Below are 22,103 nucleotides of genomic sequence, written 5' to 3'. Positions count from 1 at the left end.
AATGGACCTCAGTTTATTTCACATGCCTTTAGACAAGCATGTGAACAGTTCAAGCTGGAGCATGAAAGAATTCCGCCTAAAACACCTAACTTAAACGCCCACATTGAAGCCTTTCATCGCTTGTTACAGGATGAATGTTTATCTCGTTTCGAATTTAAAACGTATGGAGAAGCTTATGAGGCAGTGACAGAATACATAAGCTTTTACAATGAACGTCGAATTCATTCTAGTTTACAGGATTTAACTCCAAACGAATTTTACTTACAAAACCAAAAGCATTTGATTTTGACTTCAACCGTTCGAGTTTAGTTGAAAAAGGGTGAAAAAGCGAGCTTAAGATACACTCTGTCCAAAATTAAGGGGTTAATCCGAGAAAAGATATAGATGTTCTTGAACAACAAACCGTAGCTGTCGGTAGAACAGACATTAAAGGTTTGGAAAATCAAGTTTTCAAAGGTGCATCTCCAGCAGTCATAAAAGCATCAAAAAAAGAAGCGGGATTAAAACCTTTAGATATTGCCATGCCAAACAGACCCATAAAATCACCTTCTCCCTTCCCAGCTGCTACACGTCATGCTGAAGAAGGTGTGATTAATGAATTTGTTGAACAAGTAGAAAAAGCTGGATTAAAGCCAGAAGAAGTATCAGGGACACTATATATACATCAATCAAATCCAAGAGGTGTATGTACGGTTTGCATTCAAGGCATTAATAATCCTAGTGTCAAACCGGGTATATTCTTGCAATTAAGCAAGAAATATCCTAATTTGACAATTAAAGCAACTTCAGAAACGATTGAGGGATATAGACCAGCTGGGAGATTATCATTTACATTAAGAAATGGCCAGTTTATTGAATAAGGGGGGAATAAAATTGTTAACAAAATTTAACGAATTAGCTTCTGATGCCCAAGTAGCTTTTTTATTGGCACCATCAGATAAAATCGTTAATATCATCTCTGCTTCAACGGGTTATGAAAAGGCAGTAGAAGCATTAAAAGAATGTTGGAACTGGGTTGAAACGAAAAATGTTTCAGGGGATAAACTATATGAGTTTCTAGATACAATTGATGAAACAGGATTATTTGTATTGATGCAGTTAGAAGAAGATGAGAGGAAACTGATGGTATGGAATTGTGTTGTAACCGCAATTTCATTTACTACTTGGAAAGCATATAAGTTTAATGGTGAAAAATATCTTCCTGCTCCTATTGAAGAAGTAGATGAAGATTTGATTGAGTATTTTATAGACAATTTTAATGCTATTAATGCTAAAAATAAGGACACACTAGATAAACTCCTTGAATATTTGTTGGCTAATCATCCGAAAAATAGTCAAGAAAGTATTGATAAGGAAAAAGTTCTATCTATTATTAAATAAAAGTTACGATTGAAAAATCCACAGTGGAAGTGGAAAGTCACCAGCATTGCCAATGACCTGATGCGAGGTCGAAGATAAGCCTAAAAAATAGTGTTGATCTACGGTGTTATCGCAGTGGGATTTTGCCCAAATAGTGATAAAAAACGGCGTCACTCAAACTGATATTGGCCAATTCGATCAAAATCTCTCTATTTTGATCTACACATGTCATTCCGAAGCTACACTTCACAGTAAAGGAATTCTTCACCCCGCTAATCTCGTCCCCTTTTTTGCAAATGGTACACATCAGCAACGTGATGCAAAAGTTGAACGTCAAGGGCCGTTCCCAAGCGGTCGTTGAGTTGGTGCACCTGGGCGAACTAAAAATATAATCCTTGCATACCCCTGCCTTTTTGTTGGAGAGACGGTGGGGGTGTTTTTGTTGCCAATTGTTCGCATCCTATATTTTACATACCTAAACCGTTTTTACTTCAACTAACTTTTGAAAATTGAAACGAGGTATGATTTTGCTATAGTGACGTCATTGTTCACAATGCACGTCAAATATCTGGAATGAGTGGGGGACCGGTTTGGAATACAAAAAGTGGAGTTGGAACAACACAGATCGGCATTGTTAGTGCAGGCGATGCTCCTGAAGCCTGGGCATGTCAACTTGACCCCGATACGATCAGCATAGTTAGAAACTGGGCTGGATTGAATGGAACATAATAAATACATGTATCTAGCGGGCTGTGTATACAGCTCGTTATTTTTTAGGATCGCAACAATTTTTTTGTTACTTACGTTGTATTCATGTAAGGAGGAAGGGACATAATGCGTAATTTGACCATCATTTTCTGTTCTATTTTCGTTTTGGCAGGGTGTACAATGAATGAAGATTCGAAGAAAACCAATATATCTAAAGTTGATGTTCGAGCCTTTTTCTTTTCAGATAAGCAATTTCCTGAAAGAGCTTCGTTCTTTCAAACAGCTTTTAGGGCAACGAAGACCACTGCTTGTACGTTAGATCGTAAAAATGCAGAAGCTAGAAACAAAGAAGCGCTAAAAGACTATCCACCTAAGGATGAATATGATCGTGTGGAGTGGCCACTAGCCATTTGCAAAGAAGGCGGAGCCGGCGCTTATGTTGATTATATTGAGAGCAAAAAGAATGAAAAGGCCGAGAAGTGGTTACAAAAAGAGTTAAGCAAGTATCCGGATGGTACGCCTCTTTTCTTTAATATGGGAGAACGGCCGAAGATGAATATCATAATAGATAAAAAGGAACGAGAAGAGTAATAGTGGCTGTAACAGTTTATAAGGACGAACGAAATTTCTATATGGGTGTAGAGGGAGCATCGGCGATTTTTGTTGCCATTTACCCAATAAATGGAAAAATCGCTTGGGTTCCCAACTCTCAAGTCATTTTGTGTTTATAGGGGTACCGCCAACAAGCTAAGCAAAATTATTTAAACCCAAAAAAGCCGATTACCTGTACTTTAAGGAATCGACTTTTTTATTTGTCTTACAGATTTTTGCTGGCTGAAAGCCCACGGTTTCAATCGTGGGATGAAAGACGGCGTTGCTCGGTATCCCCATAAAGGGGATGCTTAGAGCAACTATTTTTTATCTTTTGATGTTGCAGTTTGCGGATCGAACAGTTAGGATCTGGATATGGAACAAGGAACGGGTGACCGAAATTTGTGAAGAGAATGAATGGGTCATTGTCGCTATGGAAGTCATGCCTGATCATTGTCATTTGTTCTTGAACTGTCTTCCCACTCATTCACCATCGGATATCATGGCAAAAGTGAAAGGAGTGATTTCAAGAAGACTGAGACAAGAATTTAAGCACTTGTCCCATCTGGTAAGTCTTTGGACACGTTCTTTCTTCGTTAGTACAGCAGGAAATGTATCAAGTGAAACCATTAAACGCTATGTAGAATCACAGAAGACAAGGGGTGAACACATGCCAACCATCACACTACGCTTAGAGCTACATAAACCAACCCAAGCTAAACAGCAGATGTACCAACGAATGACCGAGATGAATACGGAATTTGCGAACTGGTTACTCACACATCCAGAAGTGAACAAAGCAACAAGTAAGATATTCAAAGAATTTTCTTCTGAAACGTTCGTCACGAATCAAACGATTCGTGAGGTGAAGTCCCAAATGAAAAATCAAGAAGCGAAGACCTTTAAGAAGATGTGGTGTTGTTTTAATAATCAGAATCTAAAAATAGAGAAAGCGGGAGCTTTCTACACGGTTGCTTTTCCCACTCTAGAAAAGAAGATTGGCGTTCCTGTAGTGGCTCGCCCTTTTCAACAAGCATGGTTAGAACGAATCATAGCGGGCACTGCCAAGCAAGGAGCCGGAAAGCTCTACAAGAAGAAACAGAAATGGGTTCTGGCTATTGCCATCTCATTTGATGTGCAGAAAAGCCAAGATCAAAAAGCGATGGGGGTAGACTTAGGTCTGCGCTACTTAGCTGTAGCCAGTGTGGGAACCCAGTCTCTCTTTTTTAAAGGAAATGAATGTGCTTATATTCGCAGACGCTATTCAGCTAGACGTAGAAAACTGGGCAAAACCAAGAAACTTTCAGCAATTGAGAAGTCAAAGAATAAAGAATCCCGTTGGATGAAAAATCAAAACCATCGGATCAGTCGGCACATTGTCAACTATGCACTCGCCCACGGTGTGGGTGTCATTCGCATGGAAGACTTGACCGACATTCGCAACAGAGCCAAATCTAAAAAAGAAGCAGGGAGAAATCTTCACTCATGGGCGTTCTACCAACTCAAAGAATTCATCCGCTATAAAGCGGAGATGGCTGGGATCCGCTTTGAAGAAGTCAAAGCGGAATATACCAGTCAAACCTGCAAATGTGGACATCGTGAAAAAGCGAATCGAAAGGGACTTCGCTTCCAGTGTAAGCGGTGTAGCTATACCTGCCATGCAGACTTAAACGGAGCAATCAATATAGGTAAGGCGATATCCGGACTCGCCGCCTAGCGTACTGGTCATAGGTACGCCGCCCATATGGGTACATGCAACGATGTTGTAGAACTGTATGGGATGGGCTGATGAGACAGCCCTGAACTTGGAAGTTGTCCAAAGCAGAAATGGATTGAGGACATTCACTATCCAAGAATCCCACGGCTTCAGCCGTGTGGAGTCTCAAATTAACATAAAGGGGAGTAGATGACACATGTTTATGCGTTTTGAAAGAATGAGCAGATTAAAAAGCTTTGAGATGCCAACGGTAGTAAAACACGGCATCGGCGTGGTCAAGCATACAGGAGAAGAAGTGAAAAAACTCGGCGTCAATAAAGTGCTGCTTGTCACGGACCCAGGTGTAAGAAGAGTAGGTTTGATTGATCCCGTTGTTGCAAGTTTAAAAGAAGCTCAGATTGAAGTCGTGATATTTGACAGAGTAGAACCAAACCCGTCCATTCATGTTGTAGCTGAAGGGACAAAGGTATATCTCGTTGAAAATTGTGACGGCCTAGTGGCTGTTGGCGGCGGCAGCTCGATAGATACGGCCAAAGCCGTTGGGGTTGAGGTTGTCCACGGAGAACCGGTATTAGAGTATGAAGCGGCTGAGGGGAAAAACCGCTCTCCAAACGGATTCCGCCTCTTACCACTATTCCTACTACGGCCGGAACGGGTAGTGAGGTTACTCAATGGGCAGTGATTACCGACCCGGATCGCCAATTTAAATTTAATGTGGGAGGTCCGTTGATTGCTGCCCATTTGACGATTATCGATCCGGAACTTCACGTCTCCATGCCTCCACATATTACGGCAGCCACAGGAATTGATGCCTTGTCTCACGCCATTGAATGCTATACTTGCCATTACGCTCAACCGATAACGGATGCCGTTGCGCTACTCGCCATCGAGTATGTTGCGAAGTATTTGCGCCGGGCAGTAGCCAATGGCAAAGATATTGAAGCGCGCTATGCCATGTCACATGCAGCTATGCTTGCCGGACTTTCATATGGGAGCGAATCGGCGGGATCCGCACACGCGATGGCGCAAACACTTGGTGGAATCATCCCTGTGGCTCATGGTCAATGCGTAGCGGCGCTGTTAGGGCCTGTCATGGAATATAACTGGATGGGAGAGCCGGAGAAATATGCGCGTATTGCACAGGCAATGGGTGTGAACATCTACGGCATGAATGTCGAGGAAGCGGCAAAAGCAGCTGTAAAAGCGGTTTATCAATTAGTGAAGGATGTGGAAATCCCGACCCTGGAAGAACAAGGTGTGCCTACCGATATGATTCCACGCTTGGCACAAGAAGCATACAACGATCCGCAAACGATTGGGAATCCGCGTGACATCGACGTAAAAGGCTATGAATGGATTTATCGCCGTTGCTTTAATTTGGAGCCGTCGACGATCGAAGAATACAACAGCAAGCCGTTGGTCAGTATCTAAGAATATAAAAATAAATATTCATAAAAATCCCCGTGTGAGATCCCTCTTCATTTTCTACGGACATGAGTGAAAATATCGCTAGTACTTTCCTAACCAAGTCCATAACACAGATAAACGCCATGGAATCTCTAACTATTGGGAGTAGACCCAGCAACCGGTTGTTAAGGGGTAAAGTGCCGGAAATGAAAATGGAATCGGAACTTAGTGCCTTTTCGGGATAAAAGCAAGTCGAAAATCAGCATTTTCACTTGAACTAAAGGGAAATAAGTTCCGGCTCTGCTATTTAGAGCTTTCCAATTTAGTCTTTTGTTGCTGGTTTTACCCAACTAGCTGTGAGGGATCCTTATGCATTATCCCACTCGATATGCGAATGGATCGGATGATTATGGAAGACAATTTCCCACCAGATTAATCCAAACCAACCTGCCAAATGTTACCATTAAGTTAAGATCTCCTCATATCCCCAAAACGAAAAAAATTCATCCTATCTACAACATAGCCCATTTTTTTGTTTTGGGGGCTATTTTTTCTTAGCTTGATGGGCATGTTATACTCCGGTATTCACATCTTTATTTATTTGCAAAGGAATTGGAGGGCTTCACGATGATGCCTATTACTGTACCTGATCTTTCAACAAGGCCGTTTCGCCTGACGGTCGAACGCGTGATGGATGCAACGTCCGATGTGCTATTCCGAGCTTGGACGGAGCAGTTCGACTGCTGGTTTGCGGCGCCGGGATCGGTGCTGATGAAGGGGGAGGTCAACACCGTATTCTTCTTTGAGACGCATTTTGAGGGGAAGCGTCATCCCCACTACGGTCGTTTCCTGAGGCTCGAGCGCGATCGTCTTGTCGAAATGACATGGGTTACCGGGGCGGAGGGAACCAAAGGAGCTGAAACGGTTGTCACAGTTGAATTTACGCCTTACGGCAACGGTACACATTTGCGACTCACACACGCAGGGTTTCCGGACGAAGAGTCGAGAGACCAGCACGAACAGGCATGGCCGTTTGTGCTGGAGCAGCTCGACCAGCGGGTAATGATAAAACCTGAATAGGGGTGGAGGGAGAACGGTTTTCTCAAAAAGATAAAGAGTAGGGGGAAACGCAGTAAGCAAATTCGGCGTTGAATTTCGCCGCAATAAAGACTACCTCATCTGGATCGGGATGTACTTGAAGCAACTGTTCCGCACCAAACACTTTCCTGATTGGCAACGAATCAAATGTAGCCGCAGTCCCATTCAAATCCGGCTTTACGATGCGCTTAAACGTGAAGGTTATAAGGTGCGAGCGGAATATGAGACGTGTGGGTATCAGGTGGATATAGTTATCAATAAATACCGTTTGGCCATAGAATGTGACAGGGCAGAATTCCACACCAGTCCTGAACAAAAAAAGAGAGACAGAAAGAAAACAGCGGCCTATCTTAACATGGATGGAAGGTCATGAGATTCTAGGGGTGGGAAATCAACAAGCGATTGGAAAAGTGCGTGGATCAGATTAATGAATACACTGGTATCTACCGTAAACGATGGTGGCAAGTGGGTCGATAAAAGACAACCCTACATAGATCATTTTGTTATAATACTCTTGGCAAATATAGTAAAAGGTATTGCGAAACCACAATGCCTTTTGTCATATTCAAACAACCTGCTGAATTATAGTTGCATAGTAGCTGTGCCGTGCGCTGCCGGTACCAGCTGATCCACTCTGAACGGAAAAAGGAGAGGATCTGGAGAGTGGCCACAAAAAATAGTTCGGGATTGAGGGTGGGCACCGGTTGTAGCACCCGATGTTACACCCGTGGCAAATCCGAGGAAAAACGACGGCTCCCCTAAAATGATAGCATCGCTCCACGTTCATCAAATAGAGCATTTGGGTTCCAAGCGACTTCCCAAAGATTATTTTCAGGGTCTGAAAAATATGCTGTCCTTCCTCCCCAAAAAGCATCACTTGGCTCTCGAAGAATTTTCGCTCCTGCATTTCGAATGGTATCGATAGTTGTATCTACCTCTTCTCGTTTGTCAACATTAATGGCAAGGGTTACACCTGCTCGAAAATAATCGGTGGACTTAGAGATTTCAATTTGCGCTTCCTTAGCTAGTTCTTCAACTGGAAATAACGAAAGAAGAACTCCCGCCGTCTTAAAAACAGCATAGTTATCAGAACTTACATCTGTCTCTTCCCAACCCAATCGTTTATAAAAAGACCTAAGCTCTGGCAAATTTATTGTACTTATTGTTATCAAGCTTACTCTTTGTGGAACCATACAATACCTCCATTTTAGTTTCATAAACGTTCTAATTTACATCTCATGGTTAATTGTTATCCGCTTAATGAACCCTATATGTCCAGACAATTATGCAACGTTTGAAGTTACAGATTGACGAAATTCTCGCGGCGACAGATATCCAAGCGCAGAGTGAGGTCTTTCATTATTGTAAAAGGCTATGTAATTGAGGATAAGAAAAGGCGACCGATAGGAGTCACTATTTCGGGCATGAAATGCTCCAATTTTCGCCGCTCGGGCACCAGTGGCTGCGTCAACCATTGGCCAATCCTGCCAGGTGTCATGATTCAGCTTTCAATAGGTTTCAGATCATAAAGGGAGGGAAATTTCCGTATACCTGGATTGTTTCCATGAAGAAAGGAGCTTGATGGATGGAAAAGAAAGAATCGAATGAAAAAGGCAAAAGGTCCATATCCTCTTCTGCGTTTGAATGGCTGAGGCAAGAGCTATCCTATTTTGAACAAGAAGGACTGGTCGATGCGGAGCGGGTGCACAGGATGTTATCGGTTTATGAAGTGCGGGTTAGGTTCAATTTTATCCGCGTTCTTCTGGTCATTGGGGCGCTGCTGGTCGGGGCCGGGGTGCTGAGTTTCATTGCCGGCAATTGGAGTGATCTGTCCAAAACGATGAAGTTTCTGCTCATTCTTTTCGGGTTGGTAGGGGCTTACGCGGCGGGATGGAGGATGGAACCATCTTATCCCAAAACGTCGAAAAGTTTGTATTATATCGGATTGGCGATATATGGAGCGGGGATATTCTTGATCGGGCAGATGTTCCATTTTTCTTCTAGTTACCAAAATGCTTTTCTGGCATGGACGATCGGGGCGATTCCGCTTGTCTTGTACTTGAAAGACAGATGGGTGGCGATATTTTCCATCATCTTGATGGGCGTTTATATTTCGGCTGCTTGGAACCATGGTGAACCCTATCCTTTTTTGACGTTGGTTATGATCCCGTTGAGTTACTGGTTGAATGAACAAAGGTTGGGGAAATCCAAGCTCGTGTTTGCTTTTGCCAATGGGTTGGCGATTTTTTGGGCTTGGTCCTCCTTGGTTCATTTGGATATACATGGTGGCATGATTTCGCTGATCCTGATGCTGATCGGAGTGGCGATGACGTTTCTTCCTTACCGCAGGTACGCTGCCGTGCTGGAGTGGCAAGGTGCATTGATCCACGGATTGGCCGCGATTGCCCTTACCTTTCCGGATTGTTGGAAAGTATGGGAAGACCTATTTGGTTTTGAGGGAGTGGGTATTCTGGTTGCCGCTTTGTATCTCGCTTTGATCCTCTACTTGCTTAAACAGGGAAGCCTTCCTGCTGTCATCATCTCCTGTGGACTCATTTTTCGTTTTTATCTCGACCTGTCGTATGATTTCCTGCCGAAATCTCTTTATTTTCTTTTGGCAGGCGGTCTGCTGATTACATTTGGGTTTTGGATTGAAAGAAGCCGAAAAAAAAGGGGGAGTCGGCGATGAAGCGGAACGCGAAACACTCTTTTCCAAATCGCTGGTTTTGGATCGCGCTCCTCGTTCCGGTGGGTGTCCTGCTTTCCATGACCGTTCAGCCGCTGTTGGCTTTGTACGGTGGGGAACGAATCACGCTTCAAACGATTCCGGTCGATCCTAAAGACTTATTTTACGGGGATTATGTCCAGCTCAGATTGGCGATTGAAGAAGTGGATGCTTCCTTGGTCGAGGAAGATTTGGCGCAAAAAGTAGAAAAAGATCCCGACAATGACGGTTTTCCGGTTTACGTTTCCCTGAGGCGACATGGCCAAACGGTCGTTGTCACCAAAGTCTCCGAGCAAAAGCCTCAAACTTCCCTTTATCTCAAGGGTAAACTTTTTCCATTTTCACAAAGCCTGAATGATGAGGGGAAAAAGAACTACCTCATTGATTACCAATTGGATCGGTATTATGTCGAGGAAGGACACGGTATGGAATTGGAAAAACTGTCGCGGGAAGGAAAAGTTTGGGCTGATGTGAAAGTGAAGGGAGGATATGGAGTTCTCGTGGATGTCAAACCTGCCCCTTGATGCCCAAATACTCATTCCCATGCCTACAAGTTATTTCAAAAGTCGTGGATGAGCGGAAAAACCGTTTTCCCATTCGCTTCACTTGTCCATCGGAGCTCATCGGGAAAAGGTTTTTCCGCCTTCTCCCAATGGTCAACTTGATTTGCCAGACACGCCCTAGCAAGATACGGCAAACAAAAGTCCAACCAAAAAGCTCTAAACAACACCCGGCATTATCATATAGGCACTAAATTTCACCTCTAACTATGGAGAGGGTCTGGGTAAGTGAAGATGGATCCTCTCTTCAATTGTTCCGATGGTGAAGTAAGTAAGCACCAGAGAGGTATTTTTATTTTGTAAATCGAAGTGCGAGGAAGTGAATCCCAAAAACTCGTCTATGTAGACGGGTTTATTTTTTGTCTCACAAACCGAATTTGTATCATTTGAGTTTACACTTGTGAATCGCATGGTTGATTGTTTTATTCTTGTTTTTTTATTAGATTAATCGTAATATTTATACAACAGACATTGCGTAATTCGGAATTTGAATCCCGAAATTCGGAACGGATATATTTAACATTTTTTAACTGGAGGCAACAATATGTTGAAGCTGAACGAAATTTGTGAGCTTGTACGGTTAATTGATGAACATCCGTGACCGAACTCAATCCCGAAGCGGCTGGCCAAGCTGGTGCTAAAAAAGGAGTTGAGCGTGAGTGCTCCGCTGGTTGTTCCATCCCCCTGACGCAGGAGAAGTGAACACCAAGTTTCTTGAAATGTATCCATTGGAAGGAGGGCAATTCGTGCAGCATAAAAACAAGACGGTTGTCAAGGCGATGGAACTTCTGAATCTGTTTCTTACGCATGATCGCTTGAACCTGCAGGAAATGGCACAGCTTTCATATATTCCGAAGACTTCGGTCCACCGTATGGTCGGCTCCCTTGAACAAATAGGCTTTCTTACGAAGGACGAAGAAGGCAAATACTCGCTTGGATTGCTGTTCCTCCAGTTTGGACAACTCGTGGCGGAGCGGTTGCATATTCGCCAACTGGCGCTTCCGGTTATGACACGTCTTCGTGACGAGGTTGGGGAAGCGGTGAATTTAATTGTTCGGGACGGTAATGAAGCCATCTATATTGAGAAAGTGGATACCAACCAGCCAGTCCGGGTATATACCGCAATTGGCCGAAGAGCGCCAATGTATGCGGGGGCGTGTCCACGAATCCTGTTGGCCTTTTTGCCTGATTCAGAACGGGATCAGTATTTGAATGAGATAGAGCTTAAGCCAATTGGTTCCGGGACGATAACGGATCCTGACCGGTTACGGACCGTATTGTCAGAATCGAGAAAGACAGGATATTCCATAAGTCATTCTGAACTCCATGACTATACATCTGCGGTTGGGGCGCCAATCTTTAATCATGAGGGACAGTTGGCGGCGGGTCTCAGTATTGTGGGCCCGGTGGCTCGTTTTCAAGAAGATCGCTTACCGATCCTGATCGAAAAGGTGCAGGCTACCGCCAATGAAATTTCGCGCAAACTAGGATGGCAAGGACAGTATAAATCATCGGAAGCACGAGGGCACAAAACTTAAAAATGGGGGTGGGAGGGTGCCGAACGCAACCTTTATTGAATTGACTCCACTTGGAGACGCTGCTGTTATCATTCAATTAGGCCAAACAATTGATCTCGAAACACACCGTAAGGTCAAAACATTGGCAACATTGTTGGATCAACATCCGATCCCCGGAATGATAGAGCAGGTCCCCGCGTTTACAACAGTTGCCGTATTTTATGATCCTTTGAAAACTTCTTATAAAGCCGTTTGTTCCATGTTGGAACAAATCGTTTCAAAACTGGAAAATCCAATGGATGTCGAACCAAGAACAGTTGAAATTCCCGTTTGTTACGGGGGAGAGTTTGGTCCGGATCTGGAGTTTGTGGCGGAACATAACCGACTGACACCGGATGAAGTGATTGACATCCATTCAAACGGTGAGTACTTGGTGTATATGATCGGGTTTGCTCCCGGATTTCCCTATCTGGGAGGAATGTCTAAACGCATTGCGGCACCGAGGCGAGAGTCTCCCCGTCTCTCCATCCCCGCTGGTACGGTCGGAATTGCTGGCACTCAAACTGGAGTGTATCCGATTGAAACCCCGGGTGGATGGCAGCTGATTGGTCGGACGCCGGTGGCCCTTTTCCGACCCAATAAAAATCCTCCCAGTGTGCTGCAGGCGGGGGATCTTGTGCGGTTTCGACCGATATCCCGAGAGGAATACGATGCTTGGAAGGAGGATGCCCAATGAGTATAAAGGTCATCCGGGCAGGGCTGCTCACTTCCATTCAAGATCTTGGCAGATTCGGAATGCAAAAGCACGGGGTCATTGTGAGCGGTGCCATGGATCCGTTCGCTCTACGGGCCGGGAATCTGTTGGTTGGTAACGAAGAAGGAGAAGGTGCTCTCGAAATTACGATGCTGGGGCCATCGCTCTTGTTTCAGGATGATTCATTAATTGCGATTTGTGGTGGAGATTTGTTCCCGAAGATCGACGGACATAAGATTCCCGGATGGCGCCCCGTCTTTGTGAGAAAGGGAAGTGTCTTGGAATTTGGAGCGCCTGTGTCGGGCTGTCGAGCCTATTTGACAGTGGCCGGAGGGTTTGATATTCCGCAAGTAATGGGGAGCCGTAGCACATATCTGCGTGCCGGGATTGGTGGTTTTCAGGGACGAGCCTTGAAAGAAGGAGATGTTCTGAATCTCCGGACACCTTCCGAGCAGGCCGCCAAAAGAATGCGTCACCTTTCTAAAACAGCTGGAAGCCAGTCGTTTTTCGTCAGTGAGTGGTCCGTAAGCAGCGACATCCTTCCCGCTTACAGGAAGAATCCTGTAGTTCGTGTATTGCCGGGCAGCCAATTTAATCGCTTCACATTGGACAGCAGGGAGAAATTTTTCTCGCAGGAATTTCACGTCACCCTGCATTCGGATCGGATGGGATATCGACTGGAAGGCCCGCATGTAAGGTTATCCGAACCGCTGGAACTCGTATCGGAAGCCGTGTCGGCCGGTACGATACAAGTACCACCCGCGGGAAATCCGATCATACTGCTGGCAGACCGTCAGACAACAGGCGGATATCCCAAAATTGCCCACGTGGCCAGTGTCGATCTTCCACTCATTGCCCAGGTCAAGCCGGGTGAGAAGATCCGTTTTCAGGAGGTCACTCTGGAAGAAGCTCAAGAGCTGTATCGGATTCGAGAAATGGAAATTCAGATGTTAAGACAAGGCATTGCGTTAAAAGCGCAAAGAGAAGCTTGAGAAAATTCGTGGGGGAATCGTTATGTTCCGAGTGGATTTGAACTGCGACATGGGGGAAAGTTTTGGCGCCTACAAAATGGGCGCAGATGAGGAGATTCTCCGTTTTGTGACGTCGGCAAACATCGCCTGTGGTTTTCATGCCGGGGACCCGAACACGATGCGCAAGACAGTCCAACTCGCCCTGGAAAAAGGCGTTGGCATCGGAGCCCATCCGGGACTGCCTGATTTGGTTGGTTTCGGACGGCGGAATATGGACATCTCACCGCAAGAAGCATATGACATGGTTGTCTATCAGATTGGAGCTTTATACGGATTTGTGAAAGCGGAAGGCGGAACCATGCAGCATGTGAAACCGCACGGGGCTTTATACAATATGGCCGCGAAAAGTCCTGAATTGTCAAAAGCCATTGCGGCAGCGGTGTACAAAGTAGACCCTGAATTGATTCTGTTCGGTCTCTCCGGAAGCGAATTGGTGAAAGCCGGGGAGTCAATCGGACTCCGTACTGCAAATGAAGTTTTCGCCGATAGAACTTATCAGCAGGACGGTTTTTTGACTTCACGCCGTCAACCTGACGCTTTAATCACCGACTGTGAGAAAGCGGTTCAACAGGTCGTCCGCATGGTCAAAGAAGGAAAAGTGCTATCTCAACAAAAAACAGAGGTTGCTATCAAGGCTGATACCGTTTGTATCCACGGTGATGGCCCACACGCTTTGGTGTTTGTCCGTCAAATACGAGAACTTCTCACGGCTTCCGGGGTGAACGTTCAGGCGGTTGGACATAGATAAAACGAACGATTTGAAAGGAGAAGTTTCCATTGGACAAGAAATTCAACTGGAGTTTGCTGCTCGGAGCCGCGTTTCTGATGGCGACCTCGGCAATCGGTCCGGGGTTCCTGACCCAGACCTCCGTATTTACGTCACAGTTTGCTGCAAGTTTTGGATTTGTGATTCTGGCGTCCATTATCCTTGATATCGGTGCCCAGATCAACATTTGGCGGATTATTGCGGTTTCGGAGAAACGAGCGCAAGACATTGCCAACATGGTGTTCCCGGGACTTGGGTATTTCCTGGCCTTATTGATTGTTATCGGCGGTCTTGCATTTAACATTGGGAACATAGCGGGTGCCGGACTTGGATTTAATGTGTTGTTTGGCATTGATGTTAAGACCGGTGCGATTGTAAGTGCGCTCATTGCAATTGGGATTTTCCTATCGAAAGAAGCGGGCAAGGCAATGGACCGTTTTACCCAGATACTCGGTCTTCTCATGATCGGTCTTACCTTGTATGTAGCGATTAAATCTGCTCCACCTGTAGGAGAGGCAGTAATCAGAACTTTCGCTCCCGTTGTAGAAGAAAAAGACAGGGCAGCGTTCTTCATGGCGATTGTTACATTAGTTGGCGGGACAGTCGGCGGATATATTACATTTGCGGGTGGTCATCGTTTGCTGGATGCCGGAATGAAAGGTCCGGATGCCCTGCCGCAAGTTACAAGAAGCTCCGTATCAGGTATTTTGATCACCGCTATGATGCGAACCGTATTGTTTTTAGCCGCTTTTGGTGTGGTAGCTGCCGGTCTGGCTTTGGATACGAAGAATCCGCCGGCGTCTGTATTCAAACTGGCAGCAGGCGATATCGGGTTTAAGTTGTTTGGAGTTGTGATGTGGGCGGCAGCGATCACATCTGTTGTTGGGTCTGCTTATACGTCAGTATCGTTTATTCGAACCTTCAGCGAAAAGTTGGAAAAGAACCATAAATGGATCATTATCGGATTTATTATTGTGTCAACGATCGTATTCGCTTTAATCGGGCGTCCTGTCAAAACCCTGATTTTAGTAGGGGCGTTGAACGGTTTTATCCTTCCGATCGCCCTGGGTATTATGCTGATAGCAGCCTATAAGAGTAAGATTGTCGGCAATTACAAACATCCGTTGTGGTTGACGATCTTCGGTGCTTTGGTTGTTGGTGTGATGTCTTACATGGGAGGGGTCACTCTTTTGAAAGAAATACCGAAGTTGTTCATTTGACACTCCACACGGCTGAAGCCGTTGGATTCTTGGGACGTTAGCGTCCGCAGTCCGTTTCCGTTATGACAACGCCCAAGTTCAGGGATGTGTCATCATCCCATCCCATTCGTTATTCTATTAGCTTTTTGCAAGATTTAATTGCCATGAAACACCGAATTTATCTACAACCCAACCAAACTTTTCGCTAAATGGATAAGATCCTAACGGCATTAAAACTCCGCCATCTTGAGTTAACTTCTCAAAGAGTTGATCAATCTCTTCTTCCGTATCACATGTTACATACATTGATATTGAAGGAGTAAATGTAAACTCATGCTTCACGCTACTGTCTATACACATAAACTCTTGTCCGCATAGTGAAAAGGTAGCATGTTTCACCGTCCCCTCTTCACCATCTTCGTTCGCTCCATATCGAGTAATGCTAATTATTTCTGACTGCTTAAATAACGAGGTGTAAAAATTTATTGCTTCTTCAGCCTTGCCATCGAACATGAGAAACGTAGTAATTTTTTGATTTGAATTTCCCAACAAAATCCACTCCTTTTAATCCAATGCAAGTATAACCGCAAATGATCTTTTCTATACATAGAAACATACGTTCGCGTATGTATATTACTATTATCTAAGAGGGGATCTATATTGTCAACTGCTATCATTTTGAACCGGTGCCGTCACCATCAAAAAAACATTATCCTTCAGCCCTGTGGAAAGGATCTATGACTTGATATGTACGATGGATGGGGTAGGGCTCACAAATTTTTCTTTAGAGTGAGTTGATGTCGGGACAATATATTGTGGAGGTGGCAATTCAGTAAAAGGGGAAAAAAGATAGATGGTGACTATGTTTCAGAAGACGGAGAGGTTAATGCTTATTTAGTTGATCCAGAAGAGAATGAAAAAGAATATTATGAGATGACCATATCAGTAAGAGAAGTGTATCCTCCGTCATGGTGCGCAGCACAAGAGAAAGCAATCATGGCGATCAAGTATAGTGATGATAAAGGAACCTTGAGCAAAGACCATGCATGGGAGTACATTTAAAATTGGGGGGATTTGGGGAAATAGGATAGGCCCCAGCCAAGAGTGGGTTTGGGGCTTTTTAATTTGGTTAAAAAAGAAAGCCGTTTCTTTATAGATATGGTTTATTGAACTGCTCTCATTTCATTTAATATATCTAACTTTTCCCTGATTAATTGAAACAATGGGGAGTCCGGACCGATTTTTGTATAATGATGAATGGTTTCAGCCAGCCCTTTTTCCTTTATGTTTTTCTGAATTCTCACAGCTTCATCATCTTTCTCATCATTAAACAGGAAAGCCGCGGCAATTCCAATGCATAGATGTTCGGGAATGATCCCATAATTCAATGATTGAACGGCAGGGCCGACTAAACGGTCGCTGGGTCCCAGTTTTCGTATCGGTGACCGACCGATTCTCGTCACTTCGTCAGAAAGATGGGGATTGGAAAAGCGATTCATAATTTTATCAATATATTGCTCTTGTTGTTCGGGATTAAAGTGATATTTGGCTATCAGCAGACGGCTTGTTTCCATTACCGCTTGCTTGGTTACATGTCGGATATATTCATCTTGCAGGGCTTCATCAATGGTCTTATATCCAAAATGATATCCAAGATAAGCGGCAGTGGCGTGGCCGGTATTCACTGTGTATAGCTTGCGTTCGATATAAGGCTTAAGGTTCTGGACATAGATGATTCCCTCAATATCGGGGACTTCCCCCACAATGTTGGACTGGTCAACTACCCATTCAAAGAAAGGCTCTACGGTGACTAGAAGTTTGTCTTCATGCTTTTGCAATGGAACGATGCGATCCACTGCCGCATCCGGGAACCCGACAAGCTCATCCGCTTTTTTTCGATCTGATTCGTTTAAATGATGATAAACGTGTTCTTTTAAAATAGAACTTCCGCCCACTGCATTTTCACAAGCAATGATATTAAGCGGTTGTGAATTCTTTTTGACTCGTTCAGCCAGCCCTTTTGCGATGGTTGGAGCAATCAATTTTAAAACACTGGGACCGACCGCCGTTGTTACTAGGTTCGCCTCAAGCATTTCTGTTACTACAGCGTTTAGATCTTGTCCGTTGATCGCTCTGACGCCGCTTACTTTGATTTTTTCATGACCGGCATCGGCAATTTCTACCGTATATTCCCGTCTTCGATTGATTTCATCAACCAACTCATGAACTACGTCCACAAAACAAACTTCATATCCGGCACGATTCAGTAATGCGCCGATAAATCCTCTGCCGATATTTCCCGCACCGAAGTGTAATGCCTTCACATTACATTCCCCCTTCCAAAAGGGTAATCAACTCTTCGGCAGAGTTGGATTGAACCATTTTCTTTACGTTTTCTTCTTCAGAACAGATAATGGCGAGATTCGAGAGGATCTCTAAGTGCTCATCACCGACTGCGGCAATGCCGACTACCAGATAAGCGGTATTGCCATTTCCGAAATCAACTCCATCAGGAATTTGTACAATGGAGATTCCGGTGGAGCGAATCCATTGTTTGGCATCGCTTGTGCCATGAGGAATGGCGACTCCATTGCCCATATATGTTGTCAGATCTTCTTCACGCTCGATCATTTTGTCAATATATTCGTGTGTGACATGATTCCCTTGGACCAACAGTTTCCCTGCCCATTCAATCGCTTCTTTTTTAGTTTTTACTTTTTTATTTAAGATGACTTTATCTTTGGATAAGATACTCATCAAGATCACTCCTTGTTGTTCATTTTTTGTGAGCAAAATCGGTATAAGTGTTGAACAAAATATCGCTGGATGAGGGACTGATCATCGGATTCAAGTATTCTTCTGGTTTCCGGCTCGATCAACAATGCGCTGATTTCGCTTAGAACTTCTACGGCCTCATTGGGGACCGAAACGGGACTCAACATAAGAAGAATCTTATCGATCTCGACGGTTCCTTCATCCATGGATTTGAGAAGAAACGGATCACTCAAGGCATACATGGTCAAAGAGAGTTTGGTTACTCGATCGCTGCGACAATGAAACAGCCCCAGCTTTATGTCAGGAATCCCCAGTCCCCCTTGCTTCTCCCTTTCGAGCAACTGGTCAACAACCGATTCGCTCTGTTTTAGGATGCCTTGGCTTTCCAACGTCTCGCATGCTTGAAAAAGGATCTCTTTTAAGCCCATGTTTTGATTCTCTATTTTTAATAAGTGAAAGTTCTTCATCAAATCGATGGCGTGTCCAAGTGAAGTGTGCAAGGATTCAAGCTGACACAGGCTGTTTGCCTGAGGCGCTTGCCGGGTTTTCACAATGGATGAAGGCTTATATCCTCTTAAAAAAGAATGGATCTTCTCAATTTCTTTTTTCGTCAGCATTGGGCTTACTAGGATATAATCCTCAGGGTTTTTAGACGGAATGGGGATCGTGGATACAATAAAGTCGTATTCATTTCCATCGATGTTGTTTAGCTCAAACACGGATGCATTCCGTTGTACCTGAATCTCAGGGATTGCACTTTTCAGACGGCTCGCCAACATTTTCGAAGAACCGATCCCGCTTGAACACACGATCAAGACACGAAAACGCTTTTTTGCCCTTATCGTTCTTTCCAATGAGGAACCGAAATGCATGACTAAATATCCAATCTCTTCGTCAGGCACTTGCAAATAAGGGAAAACCATTTTGGTCGCTTGCTGAACGACTTGGAATAAATCCGGGTAGTCCTCTTTAATTTTGTTGAGCAGAGGATTTCGTATTTTCATGTTTCGCTTCATTCTGTGAATAGCCGGCTCCAGGTGTGCAATGAGATCTTGAAGCAATGAACGATCCTCGCTTAAATTTACTCCCATCTTTTCTTCACAAATGTGTATGAGATTCTTGGCAATCGCTGTTAATTCGGCGTTGGGTTCTTCCAGTAGCCCGGTCTGCGAAAGCCTGAGCTTGGCCCCTCTTAAATGCATGGTTACATATCCTATTTCATCCATTGGAAATGGAAGACCAAAATAAGATTCCATTTGCGCCACAATCTGTTTGGCTGCTTGAAACTCAGGTGTATCCTCAAGTTCTTTCAGATAGATGGGGTCGATCTTGATCTTTTCTCCTTTAGCAATCCGTTCAATGACCAGAGAGAGATGGATGACAAGCCCAATATAAGCACTATCGGCCAAGGGATAAGGAAGAAGTTCGCTCACGTTACGCAATGCATTTTCAATTGCAATCAGTTTTTCTTTTGGGATCAGATTGAGCAATCTTTCTGATGCGGTATCCATCGTGTGAAGGGACTTATTTTGAATGTTTTCTTTCAATAGCTCTATAAACTGCGACTCGTTTAGATTCTCAAAGATTAACGCACTGATTGCTTTTCTTTTGGATGCTTCGGTTCCGGTGATTTCTATCCCATATCCGCGGCGCCGAATCAATTCAAGATTAAACTGTTTAACCCAATCGCTCAGTTGATCGAGATCATGGCTGATTGTAGCGGGCGTCACTTTTAAATCATAGGCGAGCGATATGATTTTTACTGGTTCCGTAGCTTCCAATAGGGTGCATAAAATGACGGTTTTTCTTTCGGCCGGCGTGTATTCAATGGGAGTGATCTCGAACAATGCTTGCTTCAAATCATTCAATTTCTCTTTTTTCCCTTGAATAAAAATCCCCGTTCCGGCCTTTTTCTTAAGTTTCAATTCATATGTTTTTATCAGTTTTTCCAGTTCTTTCAATTCCCGATGAACAGTGCGGGAACTGACTTGAACTTCTTCCGCTATTTTTCCGATGGTCATTCCATCAGGCTCTCTTAGCAAGATTTCAAGGATATGGCGCTGTCTAGAGGAGATATTCATCATCATTACCTCAAGTTTCATAAAGAGATAAACACTGACATGAAACCAGTGTTTATCTTCTATTTTACTCGCTAAGTCGTTTGGTCAATTCATCATACTTTGGGTTGTTTAAGAAATTGTCAACTGAAATGTGCTCAGCATGCGGAGCTTTGGCTTTGGCGCGGTCAGTTAACGTTTTTTGAGTGACTACAATATCCGCATCTTCCGGAATATCATTAATGGCGGTATTGGTCACTTCAACGGCGATATTCGCGTCCTTGAATTTTTTTCGCAGAATAGAAGCCCCCATCGCACTTGAACCCATTCCCGCATCACAAGCAAATACAACCTTTTTAACAGAAGCCGTTTCTTTTTGTTGAAGAATGGCCTGATCCACAACCGCGCTTTTCTTTCCTTTCATGTCTTGCATCTTTTCAGCGGCTTTTTCCAAGCTTTCTTCATCTGTAACCGACTTGGTTTTGAGGAAAACGGCGGAGAGAAGGAATGAAACAGCCGTACTTACTGCAACACCGGCTAATACCGAGAACAGACCGCCTTTGGGAGCCATCGCGATCAGCGCAAAAATGCTTCCAGGGGATGGTACGGCCACAAGCCCCGCATTCAGCATTTGGAAGATGAATACCCCGCTCATTCCTCCCGCGATTACCGCCAGGATCAATCGTGGGTTCATGAGGATATATGGGAAATAAATCTCGTGAATCCCACCCAGGAAGTGAATGATGGCGGCGCCTGGAGCTGATTGTTTGACAGATCCTTTACCGAATAGCCAGTAGGCCAGCAGAATACCCAATCCAGGCCCCGGGTTTGGTTCAAGCAAGAAAAAGATGGACTTGCCTGCTTCTGACGCTTCTTTTAATCCCAGGGGACTCAGTACGCCATGGTTAATCGCGTTATTGAGGAACAATACTTTTGCCGGTTCGATAAAAATGCTGGCCAAAGGCAGCAAACCTGCATGGACAATCCATTCCACACCGGATGCCAGTAACTGGGTTGAAGTGGCCACCACAGGTCCAATGGCAACATAACCCAAAATGATTAATATCGCACCGACAATTCCCGCCGAAAAGTTATTGACCAACATTTCAAAGCCCGCGGGAATTTTTCCTTTGAAAAGCCGATCGACCAGCTTGATCACCAGACCGGCCAGAGGGCCCATAATCATAGCTCCCAAAAACATCGGAATTTCCGTGCCGACGATAATTCCCATCGTTGCCAGAGCACCGATCACTCCGCCTCGAACATCGTATACCATTTTACCACCTGTGTACCCGATGAGCAGAGGCAACAAGTATTTGATGGTCGGCCCGACCAGTTCAGCCAATTTTTCATTGGGGATCCAACCTGTTGGAATGAACAAAGCGGTAATGAGGCCCCACGCGATAAATGCTCCTATATTGGGCATAACCATTCCGCTTAAAAATCTACCGAATTTTTGAATACTGACACGGATATTTGAGTTGTTTTCAGCGCTTTCAATAGATCCGCCCATAAAAATCTCCTTTCTAAACATAAATTATTAAAAAGGATGGATAACTCCTTTGTCTATATAGTAAAGCGATATCATTTCCAGTTCAACAAAATGAAAAGATAGCTTCGTCATGATCGATGTTGACAAAAATAAATTATGCACTTTTATTCGTTTTTCTTCTGTGAACGAATAATGGGGGAATCGCGATGAAAAAGAGCTGTATTACAGAAGTTGCCGACTGAAAGCCCAACTCTTTCAAGGATGGGATGAAAGTCGGCGTTCCTCGGTAATCCCTTTATGGTATTGTTAAGAGCGGTAATTTTCAGTATAATCTAACGCATGAGCGG

The 22,103-nt window shown here is 44.3% G+C and carries 22 protein-coding genes and 3 pseudogenes; 18 read left to right on the top strand and 7 right to left on the bottom strand.

What is annotated here, in order from left to right; all coding sequences use genetic code 11:
• The 10 genes and pseudogenes from ACFQNG_RS04930 to ACFQNG_RS04885 all read left to right on the top strand — a co-directional run.
• Positions 1 to 309: transposase (locus ACFQNG_RS04930; RefSeq protein ID WP_379863768.1), on the top strand; the 309-nt coding region annotated here is incomplete at its 5' end.
• A 125-nt stretch (positions 310 to 434) separates the two neighbouring features.
• The gene (locus tag ACFQNG_RS04925) at positions 435 to 860 is read left to right on the top strand and encodes a hypothetical protein (protein ID WP_379863767.1); all 426 of its coding nucleotides are present in this window, start codon (positions 435 to 437) and stop codon (positions 858 to 860) included.
• Between the two features lie 13 nt (positions 861 to 873).
• The gene (locus ACFQNG_RS04920; RefSeq protein WP_379863766.1) at positions 874 to 1,380 is read left to right on the top strand and encodes an Imm6 family immunity protein; all 507 of its coding nucleotides are present in this window, start codon (positions 874 to 876) and stop codon (positions 1,378 to 1,380) included.
• Positions 1,381 to 1,658: 278 nt separating this feature from the next.
• A pseudogene (locus tag ACFQNG_RS04915) lies at positions 1,659 to 1,751 on the top strand (LuxR C-terminal-related transcriptional regulator); the annotation flags it as partial.
• 442 nt (positions 1,752 to 2,193) lie between these two features.
• The gene (locus ACFQNG_RS04910) at positions 2,194 to 2,658 is read left to right on the top strand and encodes a sporulation protein (RefSeq protein ID WP_379863765.1); all 465 of its coding nucleotides are present in this window, start codon (positions 2,194 to 2,196) and stop codon (positions 2,656 to 2,658) included.
• A 436-nt stretch (positions 2,659 to 3,094) separates the two neighbouring features.
• A pseudogene (gene tnpA, locus ACFQNG_RS04905) lies at positions 3,095 to 3,310 on the top strand (IS200/IS605 family transposase); the annotation flags it as partial.
• Positions 3,311 to 3,328: 18 nt separating this feature from the next.
• Positions 3,329 to 4,375, top strand: coding sequence for an RNA-guided endonuclease TnpB family protein (locus ACFQNG_RS04900; protein WP_379863774.1), 1,047 nt, complete (start codon positions 3,329 to 3,331; stop codon positions 4,373 to 4,375).
• A gap of 196 nt (positions 4,376 to 4,571) precedes the next feature.
• Positions 4,572 to 5,806 (top strand): annotated as a pseudogene (locus tag ACFQNG_RS04895) (iron-containing alcohol dehydrogenase).
• A gap of 603 nt (positions 5,807 to 6,409) precedes the next feature.
• The gene (locus tag ACFQNG_RS04890) at positions 6,410 to 6,862 is read left to right on the top strand and encodes an SRPBCC family protein (RefSeq protein WP_379863763.1); all 453 of its coding nucleotides are present in this window, start codon (positions 6,410 to 6,412) and stop codon (positions 6,860 to 6,862) included.
• 109 nt (positions 6,863 to 6,971) lie between these two features.
• Complete coding sequence (locus ACFQNG_RS04885; RefSeq protein ID WP_379863761.1) at positions 6,972 to 7,253, top strand: hypothetical protein; 282 nt, start codon at positions 6,972 to 6,974, stop codon at positions 7,251 to 7,253.
• Positions 7,254 to 7,638: 385 nt separating this feature from the next.
• Here ACFQNG_RS04885 and ACFQNG_RS04880 read toward each other — a convergent pair whose 3' ends face one another.
• Together ACFQNG_RS04880 and ACFQNG_RS04875 are read right to left on the bottom strand one after the other, a co-directional pair.
• Entirely contained in the window at positions 7,639 to 8,073 is a 435-nt protein-coding gene (locus tag ACFQNG_RS04880; RefSeq protein WP_379863760.1) for a VOC family protein, read from the bottom strand.
• A 90-nt stretch (positions 8,074 to 8,163) separates the two neighbouring features.
• Complete coding sequence (locus tag ACFQNG_RS04875; RefSeq protein WP_379863759.1) at positions 8,164 to 8,355, bottom strand: IS3 family transposase; 192 nt, start codon at positions 8,353 to 8,355, stop codon at positions 8,164 to 8,166.
• A 110-nt stretch (positions 8,356 to 8,465) separates the two neighbouring features.
• Between ACFQNG_RS04875 and ACFQNG_RS04870 the strand changes: the two genes are divergently transcribed.
• The 7 genes from ACFQNG_RS04870 (at position 8,466) to ACFQNG_RS04840 (ending at position 15,453) form a co-directional block, all read left to right on the top strand.
• Positions 8,466 to 9,569 carry a DUF2157 domain-containing protein gene (locus tag ACFQNG_RS04870; protein ID WP_379863758.1) on the top strand — a complete coding sequence of 368 codons (1,104 nt, stop codon included), beginning with the start codon at positions 8,466 to 8,468 and terminating at the stop codon, positions 9,567 to 9,569.
• Positions 9,566 to 10,129 carry a GDYXXLXY domain-containing protein gene (locus ACFQNG_RS04865; protein WP_379863757.1) on the top strand — a complete coding sequence of 188 codons (564 nt, stop codon included), beginning with the start codon at positions 9,566 to 9,568 and terminating at the stop codon, positions 10,127 to 10,129. Before ACFQNG_RS04870 ends, ACFQNG_RS04865 begins: the two co-directional genes overlap by 4 nt.
• A gap of 782 nt (positions 10,130 to 10,911) precedes the next feature.
• Positions 10,912 to 11,703 (top strand): IclR family transcriptional regulator, encoded by a 792-nt coding sequence (locus tag ACFQNG_RS04860; protein ID WP_379863773.1) that lies wholly within the window; start codon positions 10,912 to 10,914, stop codon positions 11,701 to 11,703.
• 16 nt (positions 11,704 to 11,719) lie between these two features.
• Entirely contained in the window at positions 11,720 to 12,418 is a 699-nt protein-coding gene (gene pxpB, locus ACFQNG_RS04855) for a 5-oxoprolinase subunit PxpB (RefSeq protein WP_379863756.1), read from the top strand.
• Complete coding sequence (locus ACFQNG_RS04850; RefSeq protein ID WP_379863755.1) at positions 12,415 to 13,428, top strand: 5-oxoprolinase subunit C family protein; 1,014 nt, start codon at positions 12,415 to 12,417, stop codon at positions 13,426 to 13,428. Before pxpB ends, ACFQNG_RS04850 begins: the two co-directional genes overlap by 4 nt.
• A gap of 22 nt (positions 13,429 to 13,450) precedes the next feature.
• On the top strand, positions 13,451 to 14,215 hold the full coding sequence (pxpA, locus tag ACFQNG_RS04845; RefSeq protein ID WP_379863753.1) for a 5-oxoprolinase subunit PxpA: 765 nt from the start codon (positions 13,451 to 13,453) through the stop codon (positions 14,213 to 14,215).
• 77 nt (positions 14,216 to 14,292) lie between these two features.
• On the top strand, positions 14,293 to 15,453 hold the full coding sequence (locus ACFQNG_RS04840; RefSeq protein ID WP_379863772.1) for an NRAMP family divalent metal transporter: 1,161 nt from the start codon (positions 14,293 to 14,295) through the stop codon (positions 15,451 to 15,453).
• Between the two features lie 117 nt (positions 15,454 to 15,570).
• Here the strand turns inward: ACFQNG_RS04840 and ACFQNG_RS04835 are convergent, their stop codons facing one another.
• Positions 15,571 to 15,981, bottom strand: coding sequence for a VOC family protein (locus ACFQNG_RS04835; RefSeq protein WP_379863752.1), 411 nt, complete (start codon positions 15,979 to 15,981; stop codon positions 15,571 to 15,573).
• A 264-nt stretch (positions 15,982 to 16,245) separates the two neighbouring features.
• Here ACFQNG_RS04835 and ACFQNG_RS04830 point away from each other — a divergent pair, with 264 nt between their 5' ends.
• Positions 16,246 to 16,494, top strand: coding sequence for a hypothetical protein (locus ACFQNG_RS04830; RefSeq protein WP_379863751.1), 249 nt, complete (start codon positions 16,246 to 16,248; stop codon positions 16,492 to 16,494).
• A 101-nt stretch (positions 16,495 to 16,595) separates the two neighbouring features.
• Here ACFQNG_RS04830 and ACFQNG_RS04825 read toward each other — a convergent pair whose 3' ends face one another.
• The 4 genes from ACFQNG_RS04825 to ACFQNG_RS04810 form a co-directional block, all read right to left on the bottom strand.
• A complete protein-coding gene (locus tag ACFQNG_RS04825) occupies positions 16,596 to 17,756 on the bottom strand; it encodes a mannitol-1-phosphate 5-dehydrogenase (RefSeq protein WP_379863750.1) in 1,161 nt (386 codons plus the stop codon).
• 1 nt (position 17,757) lies between these two features.
• Positions 17,758 to 18,189, bottom strand: coding sequence for a PTS mannitol transporter subunit IIA (locus tag ACFQNG_RS04820; RefSeq protein WP_379863749.1), 432 nt, complete (start codon positions 18,187 to 18,189; stop codon positions 17,758 to 17,760).
• Positions 18,190 to 18,194: 5 nt separating this feature from the next.
• Positions 18,195 to 20,288 carry a BglG family transcription antiterminator gene (locus ACFQNG_RS04815; protein ID WP_379863748.1) on the bottom strand — a complete coding sequence of 698 codons (2,094 nt, stop codon included), beginning with the start codon at positions 20,286 to 20,288 and terminating at the stop codon, positions 18,195 to 18,197.
• A 64-nt stretch (positions 20,289 to 20,352) separates the two neighbouring features.
• Positions 20,353 to 21,777, bottom strand: a complete 1,425-nt coding sequence (locus ACFQNG_RS04810; protein WP_379863747.1) for a PTS mannitol transporter subunit IIBC — start codon at positions 21,775 to 21,777, stop codon at positions 20,353 to 20,355.
• Between the last annotated feature and the right edge of the window lie 326 nt (positions 21,778 to 22,103).

The organism is Laceyella putida (assembly GCF_042665195.1).
GTDB classification, from domain to species: Bacteria; Bacillota; Bacilli; order Thermoactinomycetales; family Thermoactinomycetaceae; genus Laceyella; species Laceyella putida.
This window is presented reverse-complemented; position numbering and strand designations above follow the sequence as displayed.